Raw genomic sequence first — 16,750 nt, 5'->3', positions numbered from 1 at the left:
TACGTCCTGTCCGATGCGGCGGGAGAATGGGAGCATGGATCTCCAGGTACTGCGCTCCTTCCAGGCCGTGGCCGAGGGCGTGACCGTCACCGAGGCCGCGGCCGCCGCGCACATCACCCAGCCCGCCCTCTCCCGGGCCCTGAACCGGCTGGAGAGCGAGATCGGCGCCGAACTGTTCCAGCGGGTCGGAAGGGTCCTGCAACTCACCCCGGCCGGGCGGGTGTTCAAGGAGTACGTCGACACCCTGCTGGACAGTTACGACCGGGGGCGGCGGGCCGTGGCCGAGGTCGTCGACCCCGACACGGGCGTGGTCTCGCTGGCCTTTCTGCACACCCTGGGCACCTGGCTCGTACCGAAACTGGTCACCGGTTTCCGGCAGCGCTTCGCCGCCGTCCGGTTCGAACTGCACCAGGCGGACGAGAACGGGCTCACCCAGCACCTCCTGGACTCCACAGCGGACCTGATCATCACCGGCAAGGACCCCGGCCATCCGCTGATCACCTGGCGACGGCTCCTGGTCGAGCCCCTCTGGCTGGCCGTCCCCGCCCGGCACCGGCTCGCGCAGCGCCGGCGGGTGCGGCTGGCCGAGGTGGCCGACGAGCAGTTCATCGTGCTCAAGCCCGGCTACGGCCTGCGCAGCGTCACCGAGACCCTGTGCCGCCAGGCCGGGTTCAGCCCCCTCGTCGGCTTCGAGGGCGAGGAGGTGGAGACCCTGCGCGGGCTGGTCGCGTCCGGTCTCGGCGTCTCCCTGATCCCGGCCGCACCGGACGCCACCGCGGCTCCGGAGGCCAACCCGGACCTTCCCATCCGCTACCTCAGGCTCACCGACGTCCGGGCCGCCCGGGACATCGGCGTCGCCTGTCTGGCCTCCCGCACCCTGCCCCCGGCCGCCCGGCGCTTCGTCGACCACGCCCTGAACACGACGGCCGGGGCGGGAGGGGCGCCCCTGCGGCACACCTGAGCACCACACCGACGTAACACAACAGGGTTGCACTAATAACGCAACCGTGTTGCGCTGTAGGTGTGAGTACGCACACCTGGTTCATCACCGGCTCGTCCCGCGGCTTCGGCCGCAACCTCGCGATCGCTGCCCTGGAGGCCGGCGACAACGTGGTCGCCACCGCCCGCAGGCCCGAGCAGCTCGACGACCTCGCCGAGAAGTACGGCGACCGGCTGCTGCCCGCCGCGCTCGACGTCACCGACCGGCACCAGCCGTGACCGGTCTCCGGGCCGCCGTCCACCGCTTCGGCCGGGTCGACGTCGTGGTCAACAACGCCGGATACGCCAGCCTCGCCGCCGTGGAGACGACCCCCGAGGACGACTTCCGCCGCCAGTTCGACGCCAACTTCTGGGGCGTCTACAACGTCTCCACCGCCGCGCTTCCGGCCCTCAGGGCCCAAGGCGGCGGCACCATCGTGCAGTTCTCCTCCATCGGCGGCCGCGTCGGCGGCACCCCCGGCCTCGGCTCGTACCAGGCCGCCAAGTTCGCCGTCGACGGCTTCACCCGTGTCCTCGCCGCCGAGACCGCGCCCTTCGGCATCCGCTGCCTCGTCGTGGAACCCAACGGCTTCGCCACCGACTGGGCGGGCCCCGCGATGCGGATCCCCGAGGTCACCCCGGAGTACGACCCCACCGTCGGGGAGATGGTCCGCCTGCTCGGCGGCTCCGTCTCCGCCGCCGGCGACCCCGGGCGCGCCGGCGAGATCCTGGTCCGGGTCGTCAAGGCGCCGAACCCGCCCACACGCCTGCTCCTCGGCGTCGGTGCCGTCCAGATGGCGCAGGCCTACTCGCGCGGCCGGCTGGAGGAGACCGCCGCGTGGGAGCCGGTGAGCCGCTCGGCCGACTTCGAGCAGGCCTACCCGGCCGAACTCCCCGCCTGATGCAGCTACTTCCTCGTCACGGCCTGGAGGTGGTCGGCGGCCTCGGCGGCGGAGCAGGAGGAGGCGAAGGTGAAGGCGCGCGCGGACGGCCCGTGCGCGCGCAGGTCCGCCAGCCGTTCCAGGGCCTCGTCGACGGTCGGGAGATGACCGGCGGGGACCCACCAGAGCACCAGGTGCGCCTCGATGTGCCGCTCGAACCACTCGCGCCGCCGCCGCATCACCTCCAGGTGCTCACTGCGGTAGGTGAAGCCCCACAGCGCCTCCTGGGTCTCCCACACCGTCAGGTTGACGATGACGTGCTCACCCGCCGGGCGCAGGGCGGTGGCGTCGGCCGCGCCCTCCGCCACGAGCCGCCACACGAAACCGGGCGCGCCGTCGGCAGCGGTGTTGACCGAGTCGAGCATCTCGACGAACGGCGCGATGCGCGGGTCGTCGAGGGGGTGGCGGAGCGTGGCGACATTGAGCTGGGCGAGGTGAGCGGCATACGCGGATGCGGTCATGACGACATATCAGCACGCCCCCACTTCTATGTCAATCGCCGTTGTTTTTAGAACTTTCGAGCACCACACAGCACTGCCCGGGCCGGGCATCCATGCGGGCCCGGACAGGTCCGCTCGTGCCGAGCAGCCCTTCCAGCAGCGCGAGGTTCATGCCACAGACGAGCGGCGGGAAGCGTTCGGCGACGGCATGGAAGGGGCAGTTGCGCATGCGGACGAGGACCGCCTCTTCACCCGCGCCCTCGGCGCCCCGGTCGACTCCCGCACCTCCCGCCTCCTCCAGGTGTGGCTCGTAGCCGCGCGCGGCCAGCATCTCCATGGCCTCTTCGAGGCCGCCGCAGGGTGCCGCCGAGCCGCGCAGGGCCTCGCCGCGGCGGCGGGCGGCCGCGCAGAGTCCGGCGTCAAGACCGGCCTGTTCGGCGGCCTCGGCGAGCAGTTCGGCGGCCGTGCGGTAGTCACGGGCGGGCAGCGACACCGCCCGCTCCGCCCGCGCCCGCATGTACACCTTGGCGGGACGGCCGGCGCCCGGCCCCGAACGGCCTGTCAGGCGACGGCTGCCGGTGTCGAGCAGCCCGGCCTCGGCCAGCCGGTCCAGATGGTGCGCGGCGAGCGTACGCGCCACCCCGGTCGCCTCGGCGGCCTCGTTACGCCCGACCTCGCGGCCCTGCGCCGCCACGTACTCGTACAGTCGGCGTCGCACGGGATCCTGCAGCGCCGCGATCGCGTCGATGTCGTTCACCCGGCCATTCTAGGAACAACACAGGTTGGAGATAGAAGACGGGCCGTCCCGCGCCCCTACAACCCCACGATCCTGTTCCACCGCTTCGCGAAGTCCACGCGCTCGCTCGACGTGATGTCACGGGCGATGGCGAGGCGCCTGCGCATCGCCGTGTTCGGGAAGATCAGGGGGTTCTCGGCGAGGGCCGCGGTGTCCTTGTCCTTGGAGGCGGCGAGGACCTGCTGGGCCGCCGGGACGGGGCAGACGTAGTTGACCCAGGCCGCCAGTTCGGCGGCCACCTCCGGCTCGTAGTAGTAGTCGACGAGGCGTTCGGCGTTGGTCTTGTGGGCGGCGCGGTCCGGGATCATCAAGGAGTCCGACCACAGCTCAGCGCCCTCCTCCGGGACGACGAAGCGGATGTCGGGGTTGTCGGCCTGGAGCTGGATGACGTCGCCGGAGTACGCCTGGCAGGCCAGGACATCGCCGCTGACCAGGTCCTTGGTGTAGTCGTTGCCGGTGAAGCGGCGGATCTGGCCCCGGGCGACCTGCTTCTCCACCTCGTCGCAGACGTCGTAGAAGTCGTCGGCCGTCCACTTGGTGATGTCCACGCCGTTGCCCTGCATCAGCAGCGCGAACGCCTCGTCGAGGCCGGAGAGGAGGGTGACCCGGCCCTTGAGGTCGCTCGCCCACAGGTCCTTGACGTGCCGGATCTCGCGGCCCAGCTTCCTGCGGTCGTACGCGATGCCGGTGATGCCCGACTGCCACGGCACCGTGTACAGGCGGCCCGGGTCGAAGGCGGGCGAGCGGAGCAGCGGGTCCAGGTACTTCGCCACGTTCGGCTGCCGGGCGCGGTCCATCTTCTGCACCCAGCCCAGCCGGACGAACCGTGCGCACATCCAGTCGCTGATGACGATCAGGTCCCGGCCGGTGGACTGGTGGTTCATCAGCGCCGGGCTGATCTTGCCGAAGAACTCGTCGTTGTCGTTGATCTCCTCGATGTAGTCGACGGAGATCCCGGTGCGCTTCTCGAAGGCGTCGAGGGTGGGCCGCTTGTTCGGGTTGTCGTCGTCGACGTCGATGTACAGCGGCCAGTTCGCGAAGACCAGCCTGTGGTCCTGGGCGGACAGGTCGGTCACGGATCGGTCGCCGGCCCTGACGTAGGCGGCGGGCACCCCGCAGCCGGCCAGGGCGCCGAGCGCGGCGGTGCCGCCGAGCGCGCGCAGCAGGGAACGACGGGACAGCGCGGACGTTCGAGAAGGATTCTGGGGCACCCTGGAAGCATGCCGCCGATGCCGGTGATCGGACAATCGACGCTGCGTCGAGCCCCCCGTCCCGGACCGGACACCTTGTCAATGGCCCCGGTCCACACCGGGTTACGTCCCCGGTCACCGGCGGGGGCCTGACAAAAGGGCGCTGCCCGGGGCGACTTCACACCCCGGGCAGCGCGTTCCGGCCGCAGCCGGAATCAGACGTCCAGCGACGTCATCACATGCTTGATCCGCGTGTAGTCGTCGAACCCGTACGCGGACAGGTCCTTGCCGTACCCCGACTTCTTGAACCCGCCGTGCGGCATCTCCGCGACCAGCGGAATGTGCGTGTTGATCCACACACAGCCGAAGTCCAGCTTCTTGGACATCCGCATCGCGCGGCCGTGGTCCTTGGTCCACACCGAGGACGCGAGCGCGTACTCGACGCCGTTGGCCCACTCCACCGCCTGCTCCTCGTCCGTGAAGGACTGGACGGTGATGACCGGTCCGAAGACCTCGTTCTGGATGATCTCGTCGTCCTGCCTGAGCCCGGAGACGACGGTCGGGGCGTAGAAGTAGCCCTTGTCACCGACCCGCTGACCACCGGTCTCGACCTTGGCGTGGGCCGGCAGCCGCTCGATGAACCCGGAGACCTGCTTGAGCTGGTTGGGGTTGTTGAGGGGGCCGAACAGCACGTCCTCGTCGTCCGGCTGGCCGGTCTTCGTCTCGGCCGCCGCCTTCGCGAGCGCGGCGACGAACTCGTCGTGGATGGACTCCTGGACGAGGACTCGGGTGGCGGCCGTACAGTCCTGACCGGCGTTGAAGAAACCGGCCACGGAGATGTCCTCCACGGCCTTCGGGATGTCCGTGTCCTCGAAGACGACGACCGGCGCCTTGCCGCCCAGTTCCAGGTGAACCCGCTTGAGGTCCTTGGACGCGGACTCGGCGACCTGCATGCCGGCGCGCACGGAGCCGGTGATGGAGGCCATCGCCGGAGTCGGGTGCTCGACCATGAGCCGGCCGGTGTCACGGTCGCCGGTGACGACGTTGAAGACGCCCTTGGGGAGGATCCCGCCGATGATCTCGGCCATCAGGACGGTCGACGCCGGGGTGGTGTCCGACGGCTTCAGCACGACCGTGTTGCCCGCGGCCAGCGCCGGGGCGAACTTCCATACGGCCATCATCATCGGGTAGTTCCACGGCGCGACCTGCGCGCAGACGCCGACCGGCTCACGGCGGACGATGGAGGTCAGGCCCTCCATGTACTCACCGGCGGACCGGCCCTCCAGCATCCGCGCCGCGCCCGCGAAGAAGCGGATCTGGTCGACCATCGGCGGGATCTCCTCGGAGCGGGTGAGCCCGATGGGCTTGCCCGTGTTCTCCACCTCGGCCGCGATGAGGTCCTCGGCGCGCTCCTCGAACGCGTCGGCGATCTTCAGGAGGTGCTTCTGGCGCTCGGCGGGCGTGGTGTCCCGCCACGCCGGGAAGGCCGCTGCGGCGGCCGCCATGGCGGCGTCGACGTCCGCCGCCCCGGACAGCGGCGCCGTCGCGTACGCCTCGCCGGTCGCGGGGTTGACCACCTCGGTGGTCCGTCCGTCGGCGGCGTCCCGGAACTCACCGTCGATGTAGTTGCGCAGACGACGCAGCTCGGTGCTCACTGCCGGCCCTCCAAGTTCGGTGTCCAATGACTGAGACACCCACAGTAATCCGAGATCCCACGTTTTCAAGACCCCCACGGCAGCCAAGTCTGCGAAATCCGCAAACATCGACCCCACAAACAACGAATTTCATCGATACGGGCTTGCGGAACCATCGAGACGTCGTGCACAGTGAGGTCGTGGCCAGTCGAAGCGCAGACCAGAGGGACTCCACCCGCGAGTCCAGGAACGGCAACAGCCCCCAGCTGGACGCCGTCTCCCTCGCCATCATCCAGCAGCTCCAGGAGGACGGCCGCCGGCCGTACGCCGCGATCGGCAAGGCCGTCGGCCTGTCGGAGGCGGCCGTGCGCCAGCGCGTCCAGAAGCTGCTGGACCAGGGCGTGATGCAGATCGTCGCCGTCACGGACCCGCTCACCGTGGGCTTCCGCCGGCAGGCGATGGTCGGCGTCAACGTCGAGGGCGATGTCGAGTCGATCGCGGAAGCGCTGACCGGAATGTCGGAAGTCGAGTACGTGGTGATGACCGCGGGCTCGTTCGACATCCTCGCGGAGATCGTCTGCGAGGACGACGACCACCTGCTGGACGTCATCAACAAACGCATCCGGGCACTGCCCGGCGTGCGCTCCACCGAAAGCTTCGTCTATCTGAAGCTGAAGAAGCAGACCTACATGTGGGGAACCCGATAACCGTGACCCAGAAGGACCTCAGCCGCACCGCGTACGACCACCTGTGGATGCACTTCACCCGCATGTCCTCGTACGAGAACTCCCCCGTCCCGACCATCGTCCGGGGTGAGGGCACCTACATCTACGACGACAAGGGCAAGCGCTACCTCGACGGTCTGGCGGGTCTGTTCGTGGTCCAGGCCGGTCACGGCCGCACGGAACTCGCCGAGACCGCCTTCAAGCAGGCCCAGGAGCTGGCGTTCTTCCCGGTGTGGTCGTACGCCCACCCGAAGGCCGTCGAGCTGGCGGAGCGCCTGGCCGACTACGCCCCCGGCGACCTGAACAAGGTCTTCTTCACCACCGGCGGCGGCGAGGCCGTGGAGACCGCCTGGAAGCTCGCCAAGCAGTACTTCAAACTCCAGGGCAAGCCGACCAAGTACAAGGTCATCTCCCGCGCGGTCGCCTACCACGGCACCCCGCAGGGCGCCCTGTCCATCACCGGCCTGCCGGCCCTGAAGGCGCCCTTCGAGCCGCTCGTCCCGGGCGCGCACAAGGTGCCGAACACCAACATCTACCGCGCCCCGCTCTTCGGCGACGACCCGGAGGCCTTCGGCCGCTGGGCCGCCGACCAGATCGAGCAGCAGATCCTCTTCGAGGGCCCCGAGACGGTCGCGGCCGTGTTCCTGGAGCCGGTGCAGAACGCCGGTGGCTGCTTCCCGCCGCCGCCCGGCTACTTCCAGCGCGTCCGCGAGATCTGCGACCAGTACGACGTGCTGCTCGTGTCCGACGAGGTCATCTGCGCCTTCGGCCGCCTGGGCACGATGTTCGCCTGTGACAAGTTCGGCTACGTCCCGGACATGATCACCTGCGCCAAGGGCATGACCTCGGGCTACTCCCCGATCGGCGCCTGCATCATCTCCGACAAGCTCGCCGAGCCGTTCTACAAGGGCGACAACACCTTCCTGCACGGCTACACCTTCGGCGGCCACCCGGTCTCCGCAGCGGTGGGCGTGGCCAACCTCGACCTGTTCGAGCGCGAGGGCATCAACCAGCACGTGCTGGACAACGAGGGCGCCTTCCTGCAGACCCTGCAGAAGCTGCACGACCTGCCGATCGTCGGCGACGTCCGCGGCAACGGCTTCTTCTACGGCATCGAGCTGGTGAAGGACAAGGCCACCAAGGAGTCCTTCAACGACGAGGAGACCGAGCGCGTCCTGTACGGCTTCCTCTCCAAGGCGCTGTTCGACAACGGCCTGTACTGCCGTGCCGACGACCGTGGCGACCCGGTCGTCCAGCTCGCCCCGCCGCTGATCTCCAACCAGGAGACCTTCGACGAGATCGAGCAGATCCTGCGCGCCACGCTGACGGAGGCGTGGACGAAGCTCTGATCATCCTTGGATGATCCTCCTGCATGATCAACACCGGCCCCGGTGCCGTCCGTTCGAGTGAGAACGACGGCCCGGGGCCGTGTGCTGTCCGGGCTCGGCCCCCGACCTGCCTAGCGTGCACGTGACCGATCGGCCCAGCCTTCGTTCCCCCGGACGGGGGACGAACGCGGGAAAACGGATCAGAACCGAGGTGTACGCCCATGGAGGCCCCGCCGGACAACGACGTGCTGTGGGCACGTGCCCTGCACTTCTGCCACCAGGACGGCTCGCCCGGTATCGCCGGTGTCTCGCTCGGCGTGCGGGAGGGCGAGATCCTCGCCGTCACCGGGCCGCGCGGCAGTGGCAAGACCACACTGCTGAGGTGTCTGTCCGGTCTGGTCCCGGCGGAGCGCGGCGAGGTCTGGTTCAACAGCACGGCCGTGCACCGGATGGGCCCGCTCACCCGCGAACGGCTCCGCCGCGACCGCTTCTGCTGGATCGACCCGGCCCCGGCGCTGGTCCCCGAGCTGAACGTCTGGGAGAACACCGCCCTGCCCCTGATGCTGCGCGGCACCGGCCGCCGCCGGGCCAAGGTGGCCGCGCTGGAGTGGCTGGAGCGCCTCGACGTCGGCGAAAGGGCCCGCAGCCACCCGAGAGAACTCCAGCAGGCCGAACGCCAGCGTGTCTGTATCGCCCGTGCCCTCGCCCCCTCCCCCACGGTCCTCTTCGCGGACGAGCCGACGGCACCGCTGCACCGCGCCGACCGCGCCCATGTGCTGCGCACCCTCACCACGGCGGCCCGCTCGCACGGCATCACGGTCGTCCTCGCCACGCACGACGCGGAGACGGCGGCCCTCGCCGACCGCAGGGTCTCGCTGCTGGACGGCCGCCGGGTGAACACGGTCAATCTGCCGCCGGTCCCCGAAGCGGAAGGCCGGGCCGAGTGCTCGCTCTCCGTCTGACCCGCGTCGCCCACCCGGCCGTCCACCTGCGCCGCCTCCTGGTGGCCACGGCGGCCGCCGGAACGGGCTTCCTGCTGCTGTCCGCCCTCGGCTACGCGATGGCCCACCCGACCCACTCGACGGCCGCGCTGCTGCGCCTGTCGTGGTGTGCGATCCCGCTCGCCGCCACGGTGTACCTCGCGATCGCGGTGGCCCGCACCGACCCCGGCACCAAGCCACGCCCGGGCCTGTCCGCCCTGGGCCTGGGCCCGGCCCGCCTGATGGCCATCGCCGCCCTGAACACGGCCCTGGCCTGCACCCTGGGCTCGCTCCTTGCCCTCTTGGTCTTCCTCCACCTGCGCGGCGACCTCACGGGCATGCCCTTCGACGGCGCGGCGAAGGACTTCCTGGCGGCGAACAGGTCCCTGCCCGTCCCGGCGGCCCTGACCCTCCTGGCCGTGCTCCCGGTGCTCGCGTCCACGGCGGTGGCGGTGACCCTCCGCCCCAGGGACCTGCCCAGCCCGACGGGCCGGGCGCGCGTGTACGGCCGTTTCGGGGCCTACGACACGAAGACGAACCGGGAGACCTTCGGAACGTACGGCCGCTTCGGCGCCCGCCTCTTCAGCCGTGCCGAGGCAGCTCCCTCGGCCAGGCCCTCTGGGGAAGACACCCCGCAAGCGCCGGAAAGCGAAGCTCCCCTCCCCACCCCGGCGGACGCTCCCGAGCTGATCAGGGTCACCAAATCCCCCACCGGCCTCCCCTGGGGCATCGCCGTCCTCGCCGCGGGCCTCGCCGTGGAGTCCTACGCCGACACCACCGAAGCGACCCCCCGGACCACCCTCCCAGGCGGCCTGGCCGTAGGCCCCGTCGGGGTCCTCGCCGGCTGGTCCCTCACCGCCCTCGGCCTGGTCCTCGCCGCCCCCGGTCTCACCCACCTCTGCGGCCGCCTCCTCCAGACCGCCCGCCCCGGCGCCCTCCGCCTCCTGGCCGGCCGCATCCTGATGGCGGAGGCCACCCGTATCGGCCGTCCCCTCGGCGTGGTCTGCGCGGTGGCGTCGGCGGCCTTCGCGTCCGTCACGCTCTACGACGACGGCGACACCCTCGCCTTCGGGCCGCTCACCACCCTCGGCGGCGTCGTGGTCGCCGGCTGCACGCTGGCCACGCTCCTGACCGCGGCCGTGGAGGCCCGCCAGGCCCGCGCCGACACCACCGAGGCCCTGCTGCGCCTGGGCGCCCCGGCCACGATGCTGCGCAGCGCCGCCGCCCTGCGCACCGCCGCCGTGCTGGCCCTCTTCGTCCCCCTCACCCTGCTGGTCGCCGACCTCGCCGCCCTGCCGCTGGCCCGCTGAGACGCCGTACGAAAGCCGCGGCACAAGGATGCGAACCCACCGATGACTTTCGCACCGCCCCCCGGTCTATCCCTCCGAACGGCACCCAACCCGAGGGAGAGACCCCCATGTACCAGCAGATGATCTTCGTGAACCTGGCCACCAACGACGTCGCCGCCTCGCGCAAGTTCTTCACGGAACTCGGCTACTCGATCAACCCGCAGTTCAGCACCGACGACTGCTCCTGCGTCGTGATCAGCGACACGATCATCGCGATGCTCCTCAGCAAGCAGCGCTACGCCGACTTCACGAAGAAGGAGATCGCCGACTCGACGAAGACCAGCGAGGTGCTGATCTGTCTGAGCGCGGAGAGCCGCGAGAAGGTCGACGAGCTGGTGGAGAAGGCGGTCGCGGCCGGCGGCACCGCCAACCCGGACGCCCAGGACCAGGGCTTCATGTACGGCCGTTCCTTCGACGACCTCGACGGCCACTCCTGGGAGGTCATGTGGATGGACCCGGCGGCGGTCCAGGGCTGAACGCCCCGGACCCTCCTGGGCGAACAGCTGTGCCAGCATGGGCGGGTGCATCCGACACCCGCCCAGCCGCAGCCCACGCGGCCCCACCGTGCCGCCCGCGACCGTGAGGTCGAGTCCCTCGCCGAGTTCGACGAGGTGGTCGCCGAGCACGGCACGCTCGCCCAGTACCGCGTGCAGGCCGTCGACCTGACGAACCGTACGGACGTCCTGCTCACCACCGACACCACCGGCGCCGTCTTCCTCGGCTGCCCGATGTCGGCCGAGGCCGCCGCCCGGGTCCGCGCCTCGGGCGCCCTGGTGTTCCCGCCCGTCCCGAACCTGCCCTTCGACCCCTACCGCGCCTTCGTCTACACGCCCGACGAACTGTTCGACGGGCTCGGCGCGGGTTACGAGGCGACTCCGGACGCCCGTTCGTACGCCTGGTTCCAGCAGACCAAGGCGGACGGCGACATATTCGCCTCGATGCTCCGCTCCATCCACGACGACGCGGTCTCCGACGCGCTCGACGAACTCCTCGCCGGCGCCCGGGTGGTGGGCGTCATGGGTGGGCACGCGATGGCGCGCGGTACGGAGGAGTACGCCGGTGCCGCCCGGCTCGGCCGGGAGCTCACGCGCGCCGGCTTCACGGTGGCGACCGGAGGCGGCCCGGGCGCGATGGAGGCGGCGAACCTGGGCGCGTACGCGGCGCCCTTCGACGACGGGATGCTGGAGGAGGCCCTGCACCTCCTCGCCAAGGCGCCGTCGTTCCGGCCGTCGGTCACCGACTGGGCGCGGGCCGCCTTCGAGGTCCGCGAACGCTGGCCGAACGGCGGACCCTCGGTCGGCATCCCCACCTGGTTCTACGGCCACGAGCCGCCGAACGCCTTCGCCGCGCACATCGCCAAGTACTTCGCCAACGCCACCCGCGAGGACGGCCTGCTGGCCCGGTCCAACGCGGGTGTGGTGTTCCTGCCGGGCGCCGCCGGGACCGTACAGGAGATCTTCGACAACGCGACACCCAACTACTACGAGTCGCGGGGCGAGCCGACCCCGATGGTGCTCGTGAACGAGGCGCACTGGACCGAGAAGCTGCCGGCCTGGCAGCTGCTGACCTCGCTTGCCGGGGAGCGCTCGATGGCGTCCCGTATCGCCCTGGTTGACCGGATCGAGCAAGCTTCACAAGCGCTGAAACGTCTCAGCGCTTAATAAGCAGGCAAAGTCAACGCTGATGGACGGCATATGCATTGACACTACTTACGGAGCGCTTATAGACCTGTGAGCCTCTTGGGGTTGCTGATGCCTCACCTCGCGTTGCGTCAACTCCCCCGCAATCCCCCCGCAGTTATGCACTCAGTAAGGACAAACGTGTCCATATCCCGCCGCAGTGCACGTCGTTCCGTGCGCATCCTGGGAGTTGCCGCTGCGTCGGCCGCGCTGGCGCTTGGCGTCTCCGGCACCGCCCTCGCGTGCAACATCTCCGACTTCTCCGCCGAAGCCACCTGCGACGGCGCCAACGGTGTCATCAACGTCAAGGACATCGACGCTTCGGGTACTTCGGCCACCATCACCGTCTTCCTCGAGAACAACAGCGCCGACGCGAGGCAGGTCGGCGCGGCCAAGACCGTCAAGGGCTCCAGGGAGGGCACCACGGTCACCTTCTCCGAGGACTGGAAGCCGAACGCGGAGTACCGGGTCCGCGTGGTCGTCGACACCGCCACGATCAAGATCGACAAGGACATCACGCCCAACCTGACGACCCCGTCGACCGCGTGCAAGTCCGAGGAGAGCGCCAGCCCGTCCCCGTCGGAGTCGGCCACCCCGTCGCCGTCGGAGTCCGACTCCCCGACCCCGTCGGCCTCGGAGAGCAGCAGCACCGCCCCGGCGGGCACGTCGAGCAACGCCCCGTCCCCGGCGGTCGGTGAGTCGAACCTCGCCGAGACCGGTGCCAACTCCAACACCGGTCTGATCGCCGGCGTCGCGGCCGCGCTGGTCGTGGTCGGTGGCGGCGCCGTCTGGTTCGGCATGCGCCGTCGTGGGGCGAACAGCGGAAGCTGACGCACCTGCCTTCGTACACCGTCGAGGCCCGTCCCCGTATCCCCGGGGGGCGGGCCTCGGCCGTACCGGCAGGGAGGTCAGTCCAGTACGACGGTCTCCGCGGCGTCGAACTCGACGCCCACCGTGTCCCCGGCGTCCGGCGCCTCCCGCAGCGCGCAGGCCGCCTCCAGGCGCGGGCCGTCCTGGGGCTGGAGGTGGACGGTGACATGGGTGCCCTGGAAGGTGCGGGCGGTCACCGTGCAGGGCAGCCCCGCGTCGGCTGCCACGAGCCGTACTCCCGCGGGCCGCACCAGCAGCGTGCGCGCCCCCTGAGGCGCGTTCTCGGGCACCGGCAGCTTTCCCCACGGCGTCACCGCGGCCGAGCCCTCGACGGTCGCCGGGACCACGTTGCCGAAGCCGAGGAAACGCGCCACGAACTCGTCGGCCGGCCGCTGCCAGACACCGAGGGGCGTGCCGGACTGGGCGATCCGGCCGTCCCGCATCACCACCACCCGGTCGGCCAGCGCGAAGGCCTCGCCCTGGTCGTGGGTGACCGCGAGCACGGTCGTACCCAACCGCCCGAACAGCTCCCGCAGTTCGACCACCAGCCGCTCCCGCAGCGAGCGGTCGAGCTGTCCCAGCGGTTCGTCGAGCATCAGCAGCCGGGGCCGGGGCGCCAGCGCCCGCGCGAGCGCCACCCGCTGCTGCTCACCGCCGGAGAGCCCGGCCACCGCCCGCCGAGCCGCCCCCGGCAGCCCGACCAGATCCAGCAACTCACCGACTCGCTCGGCCTGTTGTCCCTTGCCGGCGCCGCGCATCCGGAGCCCGAAGGCCACGTTCCCGCCCACGTCCCGCTGCGGGAACAGCTGATGGTCCTGGAACATCAGCCCGACCCCCCGCTGATGGGCCGGCACCCGCGCCTGGTCCTGCCCGTCGAGCAACACCCGCCCCGAGTCCGGCGGTTGCAGCCCTGCCACCACCCGCAGCAGCGTCGACTTGCCGCTCCCGCTGGGCCCGAGCACACACACCACCTCGTGCTCGGCGACCTGGAGGTCCACGGCGTCGAGCACGGCCCGCCCGCCGAACCGCACCGTGGCCTGCTCGAGTGCGAGAAGCGGCATCAGAACTCCCCCGTCCGGTCGGTCCGCAGCCGCTCAAGCACCAGCAGAGCCACCGCGCACACCACCATCAGAATCGTCGAAAGGGCCATCGCCTGGCCGTAGTTGAGATCGCCGGGGCGGCTGAGCAGCCGGGCCACCGCGACCGGCAGGGTCGGATTGTCGGGCCGCGCGATGAACACGGTCGCCCCGAACTCCCCCAGCGACACCGCGAAGGCGAACCCCGCCGCGACCAGCAACGCCCGCCGCACCATCGGCAGATCGACCTCCCGCCACACCCGCCACGGCGAGGCCCCGAGCACGGCCGCCGCCTCCCGCAGCCGTTCGTCCACGGCACGCAGCACGGGCAGCATGGTCCGCACGACGAACGGCACCCCGACCAGCGCCTGCGCGAGCGGCACCAGGATCCAGGACTGCCGCAGATCCAGCGGCGGCTTGTCGAGCGCGATCAGGAACCCGAAGCCGACGGTCACCGCGGACACCCCGAGCGGCAGCATCAGCAGCGCGTCGAAGCCCCGTACCAGCCGCCCCGCGTCCCGCCGGGCCAGCGCGGCGGCGGCGAGCCCGCCGATCACCACGGCGATGGCGGTGGCGGCGACGGCGTACTGCAGCGAATTGACCACCGACTGGATGGGCGCGACCAGGAAGGTGCCCCCGTCGGCGTCGCCCAGCGCCCGGTAGTAGCCGAATCCCCCGTCGAGCGACCGCCGTACCAGCACGGCCAGCGGCAGCACGAGGAGTACGGCGACGGTGGCGAGGACACCGGCGAGGAGCGCCCACTGCCCGGCTCCGCGCGGCCGGCGTGCCGTCACCGACGGGTCCACAAGGCGCAGCGCGCTCTCCCGCCGCCGTACCGTCCACGCGTGCACCGCGAGGATCGCGCCGACCGCGACGAACTGCACGATCGTGAGGACGGCGGCCGTGGAGAGGTCGAAGATCTCCGAGGTCTGCCGGTAGATCTCCACTTCGAGGGTGGAGAAGGTCGGCCCGCCGAGGATCTGCACCACACCGAAGGAGGTGAAGGTGAACAGGAAGACCATCAGCGCGGCGGCGGCCACGGCGGGCGCCAGCGCGGGCAGGGTCACCTTCCGCCAGGCGCCCAGCGGCGAGACGCCCAGCATCCGCGCCGCCTCCTCCTGCCGCGGGTCCAGTTGGGACCACAGGCCGCCCACGGTCCGTACGACGACCGCGTAGTTGAAGAAGACATGCGCGAGCAGGATGGCCCAGACGGTGGTGTCCAGTCGTACGCCCCACAGCTCGTCCAGCAGCCCGCCGCGCCCGACGAGGGCGAGGAAGGCGGTCCCCACGACGACCGTCGGCAGGACGAACGGCACGGTGACCACGGCCCGCAGCACCTGCTTGCCCGGGAAGTCCAGGCGGGCGAAGACATAGGCGGCGGGCAGCGCGGCGAGAAGGGTGAGCGCGGTGGAGGCGAGCGCCTGCCAGGTGGTGAACCACAGGACGTGCCGGATGTCGGACTGGCCGACGACGTCGGCGATCCGCCCGAACTGCCACACGCCGTCGACCTTCAGCCCGCGCGTGACGATCGCCGCGACCGGCCAGGCGAAGAAGACGGCGAAGAACGCGACGGGCCCGAGCATCAGCCCGAGCCGCGTCGCGCTCGCGCGCCGGCCCGAGGCCGTCACTTCAGTACGAGTGACGTCCACGACTTGACCCACTGGTCACGGTCGGCGGCGATCTTGTCGGGCGCCATGGTCTCGGGGTCCTTGGCGGCGGGACCGTACTCGGTGAACTCGGCGGGCACGCTCGCTCCCTTGACCACCGGATACACGAACATGTTCAACGGCATGTCCTCCTGGAACTCCTTGGAGACCAGGAAGTCGATGAGTGCCTTGCCGCCCTTGGTGTTCCCGGCGTTGCTCAGCAGCCCGGCGAACTCGATCTGCCGGAAGCAGGTGCCGGTCGCGACTCCGGTGGGCGCGGTGCTGGGCTTCGGGTCGGCGTAGATGACCTCGGCGGGCGGCGAGGAGGCGTACGACACGACGAGTGGCCGGTCGCCACCTGCCTTCTTTCCGCCTGCCGAACCGGAGAACTCCTCGTTGTAGGCCTGCTCCCAGCCGTCGACGACCTTGACGCCGTTGTCCTTGAGCTTCTTCCAGTAACCCTGCCAGCCGCTGTCGCCGTACTGCGCGGCAGAGCCGAGGAGGAAGCCGAGCCCCGGGGAGGAGGTGGACGCGTTCTCGGTGACGAGGAGGTTCTTGTACTGCGGCTTGACGAGGTCGGCGTACGACGTGGGCGGGGCCAGCTTGTGCTTGCTGAAGTAGGCCTTGTCGTAGTTGACGCAGATGTCGCCGTAGTCGATGGGCGTGACCCGGTGCTTGCCCGCGTCGAGCTGATAGTCCTTGCCGACCTGGTCGAGGCCCTTGGCCTGGTACGGCTGGAAGAGACCGTTGTCGAGGGCGCGGGAGAGCAGCGTGTTGTCGACGCCGAAGAAGACGTCGCCCTGCGGGTTGTCCTTGGTCAGGATCGCCTTGTTGACGGCCTGGCCGGCGTCGCCGTCCTTGAGGACGTTCACCTTGTAGCCGGACTGCTTCTCGAAGTCCTGGAGCACGCTCTTGGAGACGGCCCATGAGTCGTGGCTGACCAGGGTGACGGTCTTGGAGTCCGCCGTACCGCCCGAGGACGACCCGCACGCGGAGAGCGTGACGAGACCGAGCCCGACGGCCGCGGCCAAGAAGGTCTTGGTGTGCACTGGTGTTTTCCTCCTGGGGTTGGCCAGGAAGAGACGCGGCCCCACCCGGTGGAACAATCCGGGCAGGGC

At 70.5% G+C, this 16,750-nt stretch carries 15 protein-coding genes and 1 pseudogene; 9 read left to right on the top strand and 7 right to left on the bottom strand.

The genetic code is table 11. The features are described 5' to 3' along the window. Positions 1-34 precede the first annotated feature (34 nt). Complete coding sequence (locus tag ABTY98_RS04870; protein WP_352219433.1) at positions 35-961, top strand: LysR family transcriptional regulator; 927 nt, start codon at positions 35-37, stop codon at positions 959-961. A 62-nt stretch (positions 962-1,023) separates the two neighbouring features. Beyond that, a pseudogene (locus ABTY98_RS04865) lies at positions 1,024-1,880 on the top strand (SDR family NAD(P)-dependent oxidoreductase). 5 nt (positions 1,881-1,885) lie between these two features. On the opposite strand, the gene ABTY98_RS04860 reads toward ABTY98_RS04865, so the two are convergent. From ABTY98_RS04860 to ABTY98_RS04845, 4 genes are all read right to left on the bottom strand, one after another. Further along, positions 1,886-2,380, bottom strand: a complete 495-nt coding sequence (locus ABTY98_RS04860; protein WP_352219432.1) for a DUF3291 domain-containing protein — start codon at positions 2,378-2,380, stop codon at positions 1,886-1,888. Between the two features lie 31 nt (positions 2,381-2,411). After that, positions 2,412-3,116, bottom strand: coding sequence for a helix-turn-helix transcriptional regulator (locus ABTY98_RS04855; RefSeq protein WP_352219431.1), 705 nt, complete (start codon positions 3,114-3,116; stop codon positions 2,412-2,414). 56 nt (positions 3,117-3,172) lie between these two features. After that, positions 3,173-4,366, bottom strand: coding sequence for a polyamine ABC transporter substrate-binding protein (locus tag ABTY98_RS04850; RefSeq protein WP_352219430.1), 1,194 nt, complete (start codon positions 4,364-4,366; stop codon positions 3,173-3,175). Between the two features lie 194 nt (positions 4,367-4,560). After that, positions 4,561-6,000 carry a gamma-aminobutyraldehyde dehydrogenase gene (locus tag ABTY98_RS04845; protein WP_352219429.1) on the bottom strand — a complete coding sequence of 480 codons (1,440 nt, stop codon included), beginning with the start codon at positions 5,998-6,000 and terminating at the stop codon, positions 4,561-4,563. 164 nt (positions 6,001-6,164) lie between these two features. On the opposite strand from ABTY98_RS04845, the gene ABTY98_RS04840 reads away from it, so the two are divergent. The 7 genes from ABTY98_RS04840 to ABTY98_RS04810 all read left to right on the top strand — a co-directional run bounded on the left by ABTY98_RS04840 (position 6,165) and on the right by ABTY98_RS04810 (position 12,871). Next, positions 6,165-6,686 (top strand): Lrp/AsnC family transcriptional regulator, encoded by a 522-nt coding sequence (locus ABTY98_RS04840; RefSeq protein WP_352219428.1) that lies wholly within the window; start codon positions 6,165-6,167, stop codon positions 6,684-6,686. Beyond that, the gene (locus tag ABTY98_RS04835) at positions 6,671-8,053 is read left to right on the top strand and encodes an aspartate aminotransferase family protein (protein ID WP_352219427.1); all 1,383 of its coding nucleotides are present in this window, start codon (positions 6,671-6,673) and stop codon (positions 8,051-8,053) included. Before ABTY98_RS04840 ends, ABTY98_RS04835 begins: the two co-directional genes overlap by 16 nt. 200 nt (positions 8,054-8,253) lie before the next feature. Beyond that, the gene (locus ABTY98_RS04830) at positions 8,254-8,994 is read left to right on the top strand and encodes an ABC transporter ATP-binding protein (RefSeq protein ID WP_352219426.1); all 741 of its coding nucleotides are present in this window, start codon (positions 8,254-8,256) and stop codon (positions 8,992-8,994) included. Continuing rightward, positions 8,976-10,322 (top strand): hypothetical protein, encoded by a 1,347-nt coding sequence (locus ABTY98_RS04825; RefSeq protein WP_352219425.1) that lies wholly within the window; start codon positions 8,976-8,978, stop codon positions 10,320-10,322. The genes ABTY98_RS04830 and ABTY98_RS04825 overlap by 19 nt, the downstream gene beginning before the upstream one ends. A gap of 107 nt (positions 10,323-10,429) precedes the next feature. Next, a complete protein-coding gene (locus ABTY98_RS04820) occupies positions 10,430-10,837 on the top strand; it encodes a VOC family protein (protein ID WP_352219424.1) in 408 nt (135 codons plus the stop codon). A 45-nt stretch (positions 10,838-10,882) separates the two neighbouring features. After that, positions 10,883-12,022: an LOG family protein gene (locus tag ABTY98_RS04815; protein ID WP_352219423.1), complete on the top strand. Its 1,140-nt coding sequence runs from the start codon at positions 10,883-10,885 to the stop codon at positions 12,020-12,022. 159 nt (positions 12,023-12,181) lie between these two features. Continuing rightward, a complete protein-coding gene (locus tag ABTY98_RS04810) occupies positions 12,182-12,871 on the top strand; it encodes an LAETG motif-containing sortase-dependent surface protein (RefSeq protein WP_352219422.1) in 690 nt (229 codons plus the stop codon). A gap of 77 nt (positions 12,872-12,948) precedes the next feature. On the opposite strand, the gene ABTY98_RS04805 is transcribed toward ABTY98_RS04810, so the two are convergent. From ABTY98_RS04805 to ABTY98_RS04795, 3 genes are read right to left on the bottom strand one after another with little or no spacing between them, the layout of a single operon-like run. Next, positions 12,949-13,971, bottom strand: a complete 1,023-nt coding sequence (locus ABTY98_RS04805; RefSeq protein WP_352219421.1) for an ABC transporter ATP-binding protein — start codon at positions 13,969-13,971, stop codon at positions 12,949-12,951. Next, positions 13,971-15,569, bottom strand: coding sequence for an ABC transporter permease (locus ABTY98_RS04800; protein ID WP_352219562.1), 1,599 nt, complete (start codon positions 15,567-15,569; stop codon positions 13,971-13,973). The genes ABTY98_RS04805 and ABTY98_RS04800 overlap by 1 nt, the downstream gene beginning before the upstream one ends. A gap of 41 nt (positions 15,570-15,610) precedes the next feature. Beyond that, positions 15,611-16,681 (bottom strand): thiamine ABC transporter substrate-binding protein, encoded by a 1,071-nt coding sequence (locus ABTY98_RS04795; RefSeq protein ID WP_352219420.1) that lies wholly within the window; start codon positions 16,679-16,681, stop codon positions 15,611-15,613. Between the last annotated feature and the right edge of the window lie 69 nt (positions 16,682-16,750).

It is taken from the genome of Streptomyces sp. NPDC096040 (assembly GCF_040303265.1).
Taxonomy (GTDB): Bacteria; Actinomycetota; Actinomycetes; order Streptomycetales; family Streptomycetaceae; genus Streptomyces.
Note: the sequence above shows the minus strand (reverse complement) of the source record. Positions and strands in the feature narration are given on the sequence as shown.

Excerpts from the sequence above, each read along its gene's own strand:
- ABTY98_RS04870 (WP_352219433.1), top strand. The coding sequence starts at position 35 with ATGGATCTCCAGGTACTGCGCTCCTTCCAGGCCGTGGCCGAGGGCGTG.
- ABTY98_RS04860 (WP_352219432.1), bottom strand. The coding sequence starts at position 2,380 with ATGACCGCATCCGCGTATGCCGCTCACCTCGCCCAGCTCAATGTCGCC.
- ABTY98_RS04830 (WP_352219426.1), top strand. The coding sequence starts at position 8,254 with ATGGAGGCCCCGCCGGACAACGACGTGCTGTGGGCACGTGCCCTGCAC.
- ABTY98_RS04820 (WP_352219424.1), top strand. The coding sequence starts at position 10,430 with ATGTACCAGCAGATGATCTTCGTGAACCTGGCCACCAACGACGTCGCC.
- ABTY98_RS04805 (WP_352219421.1), bottom strand. The coding sequence starts at position 13,971 with ATGCCGCTTCTCGCACTCGAGCAGGCCACGGTGCGGTTCGGCGGGCGG.
- ABTY98_RS04800 (WP_352219562.1), bottom strand. The coding sequence starts at position 15,569 with ATGCTCGGGCCCGTCGCGTTCTTCGCCGTCTTCTTCGCCTGGCCGGTC.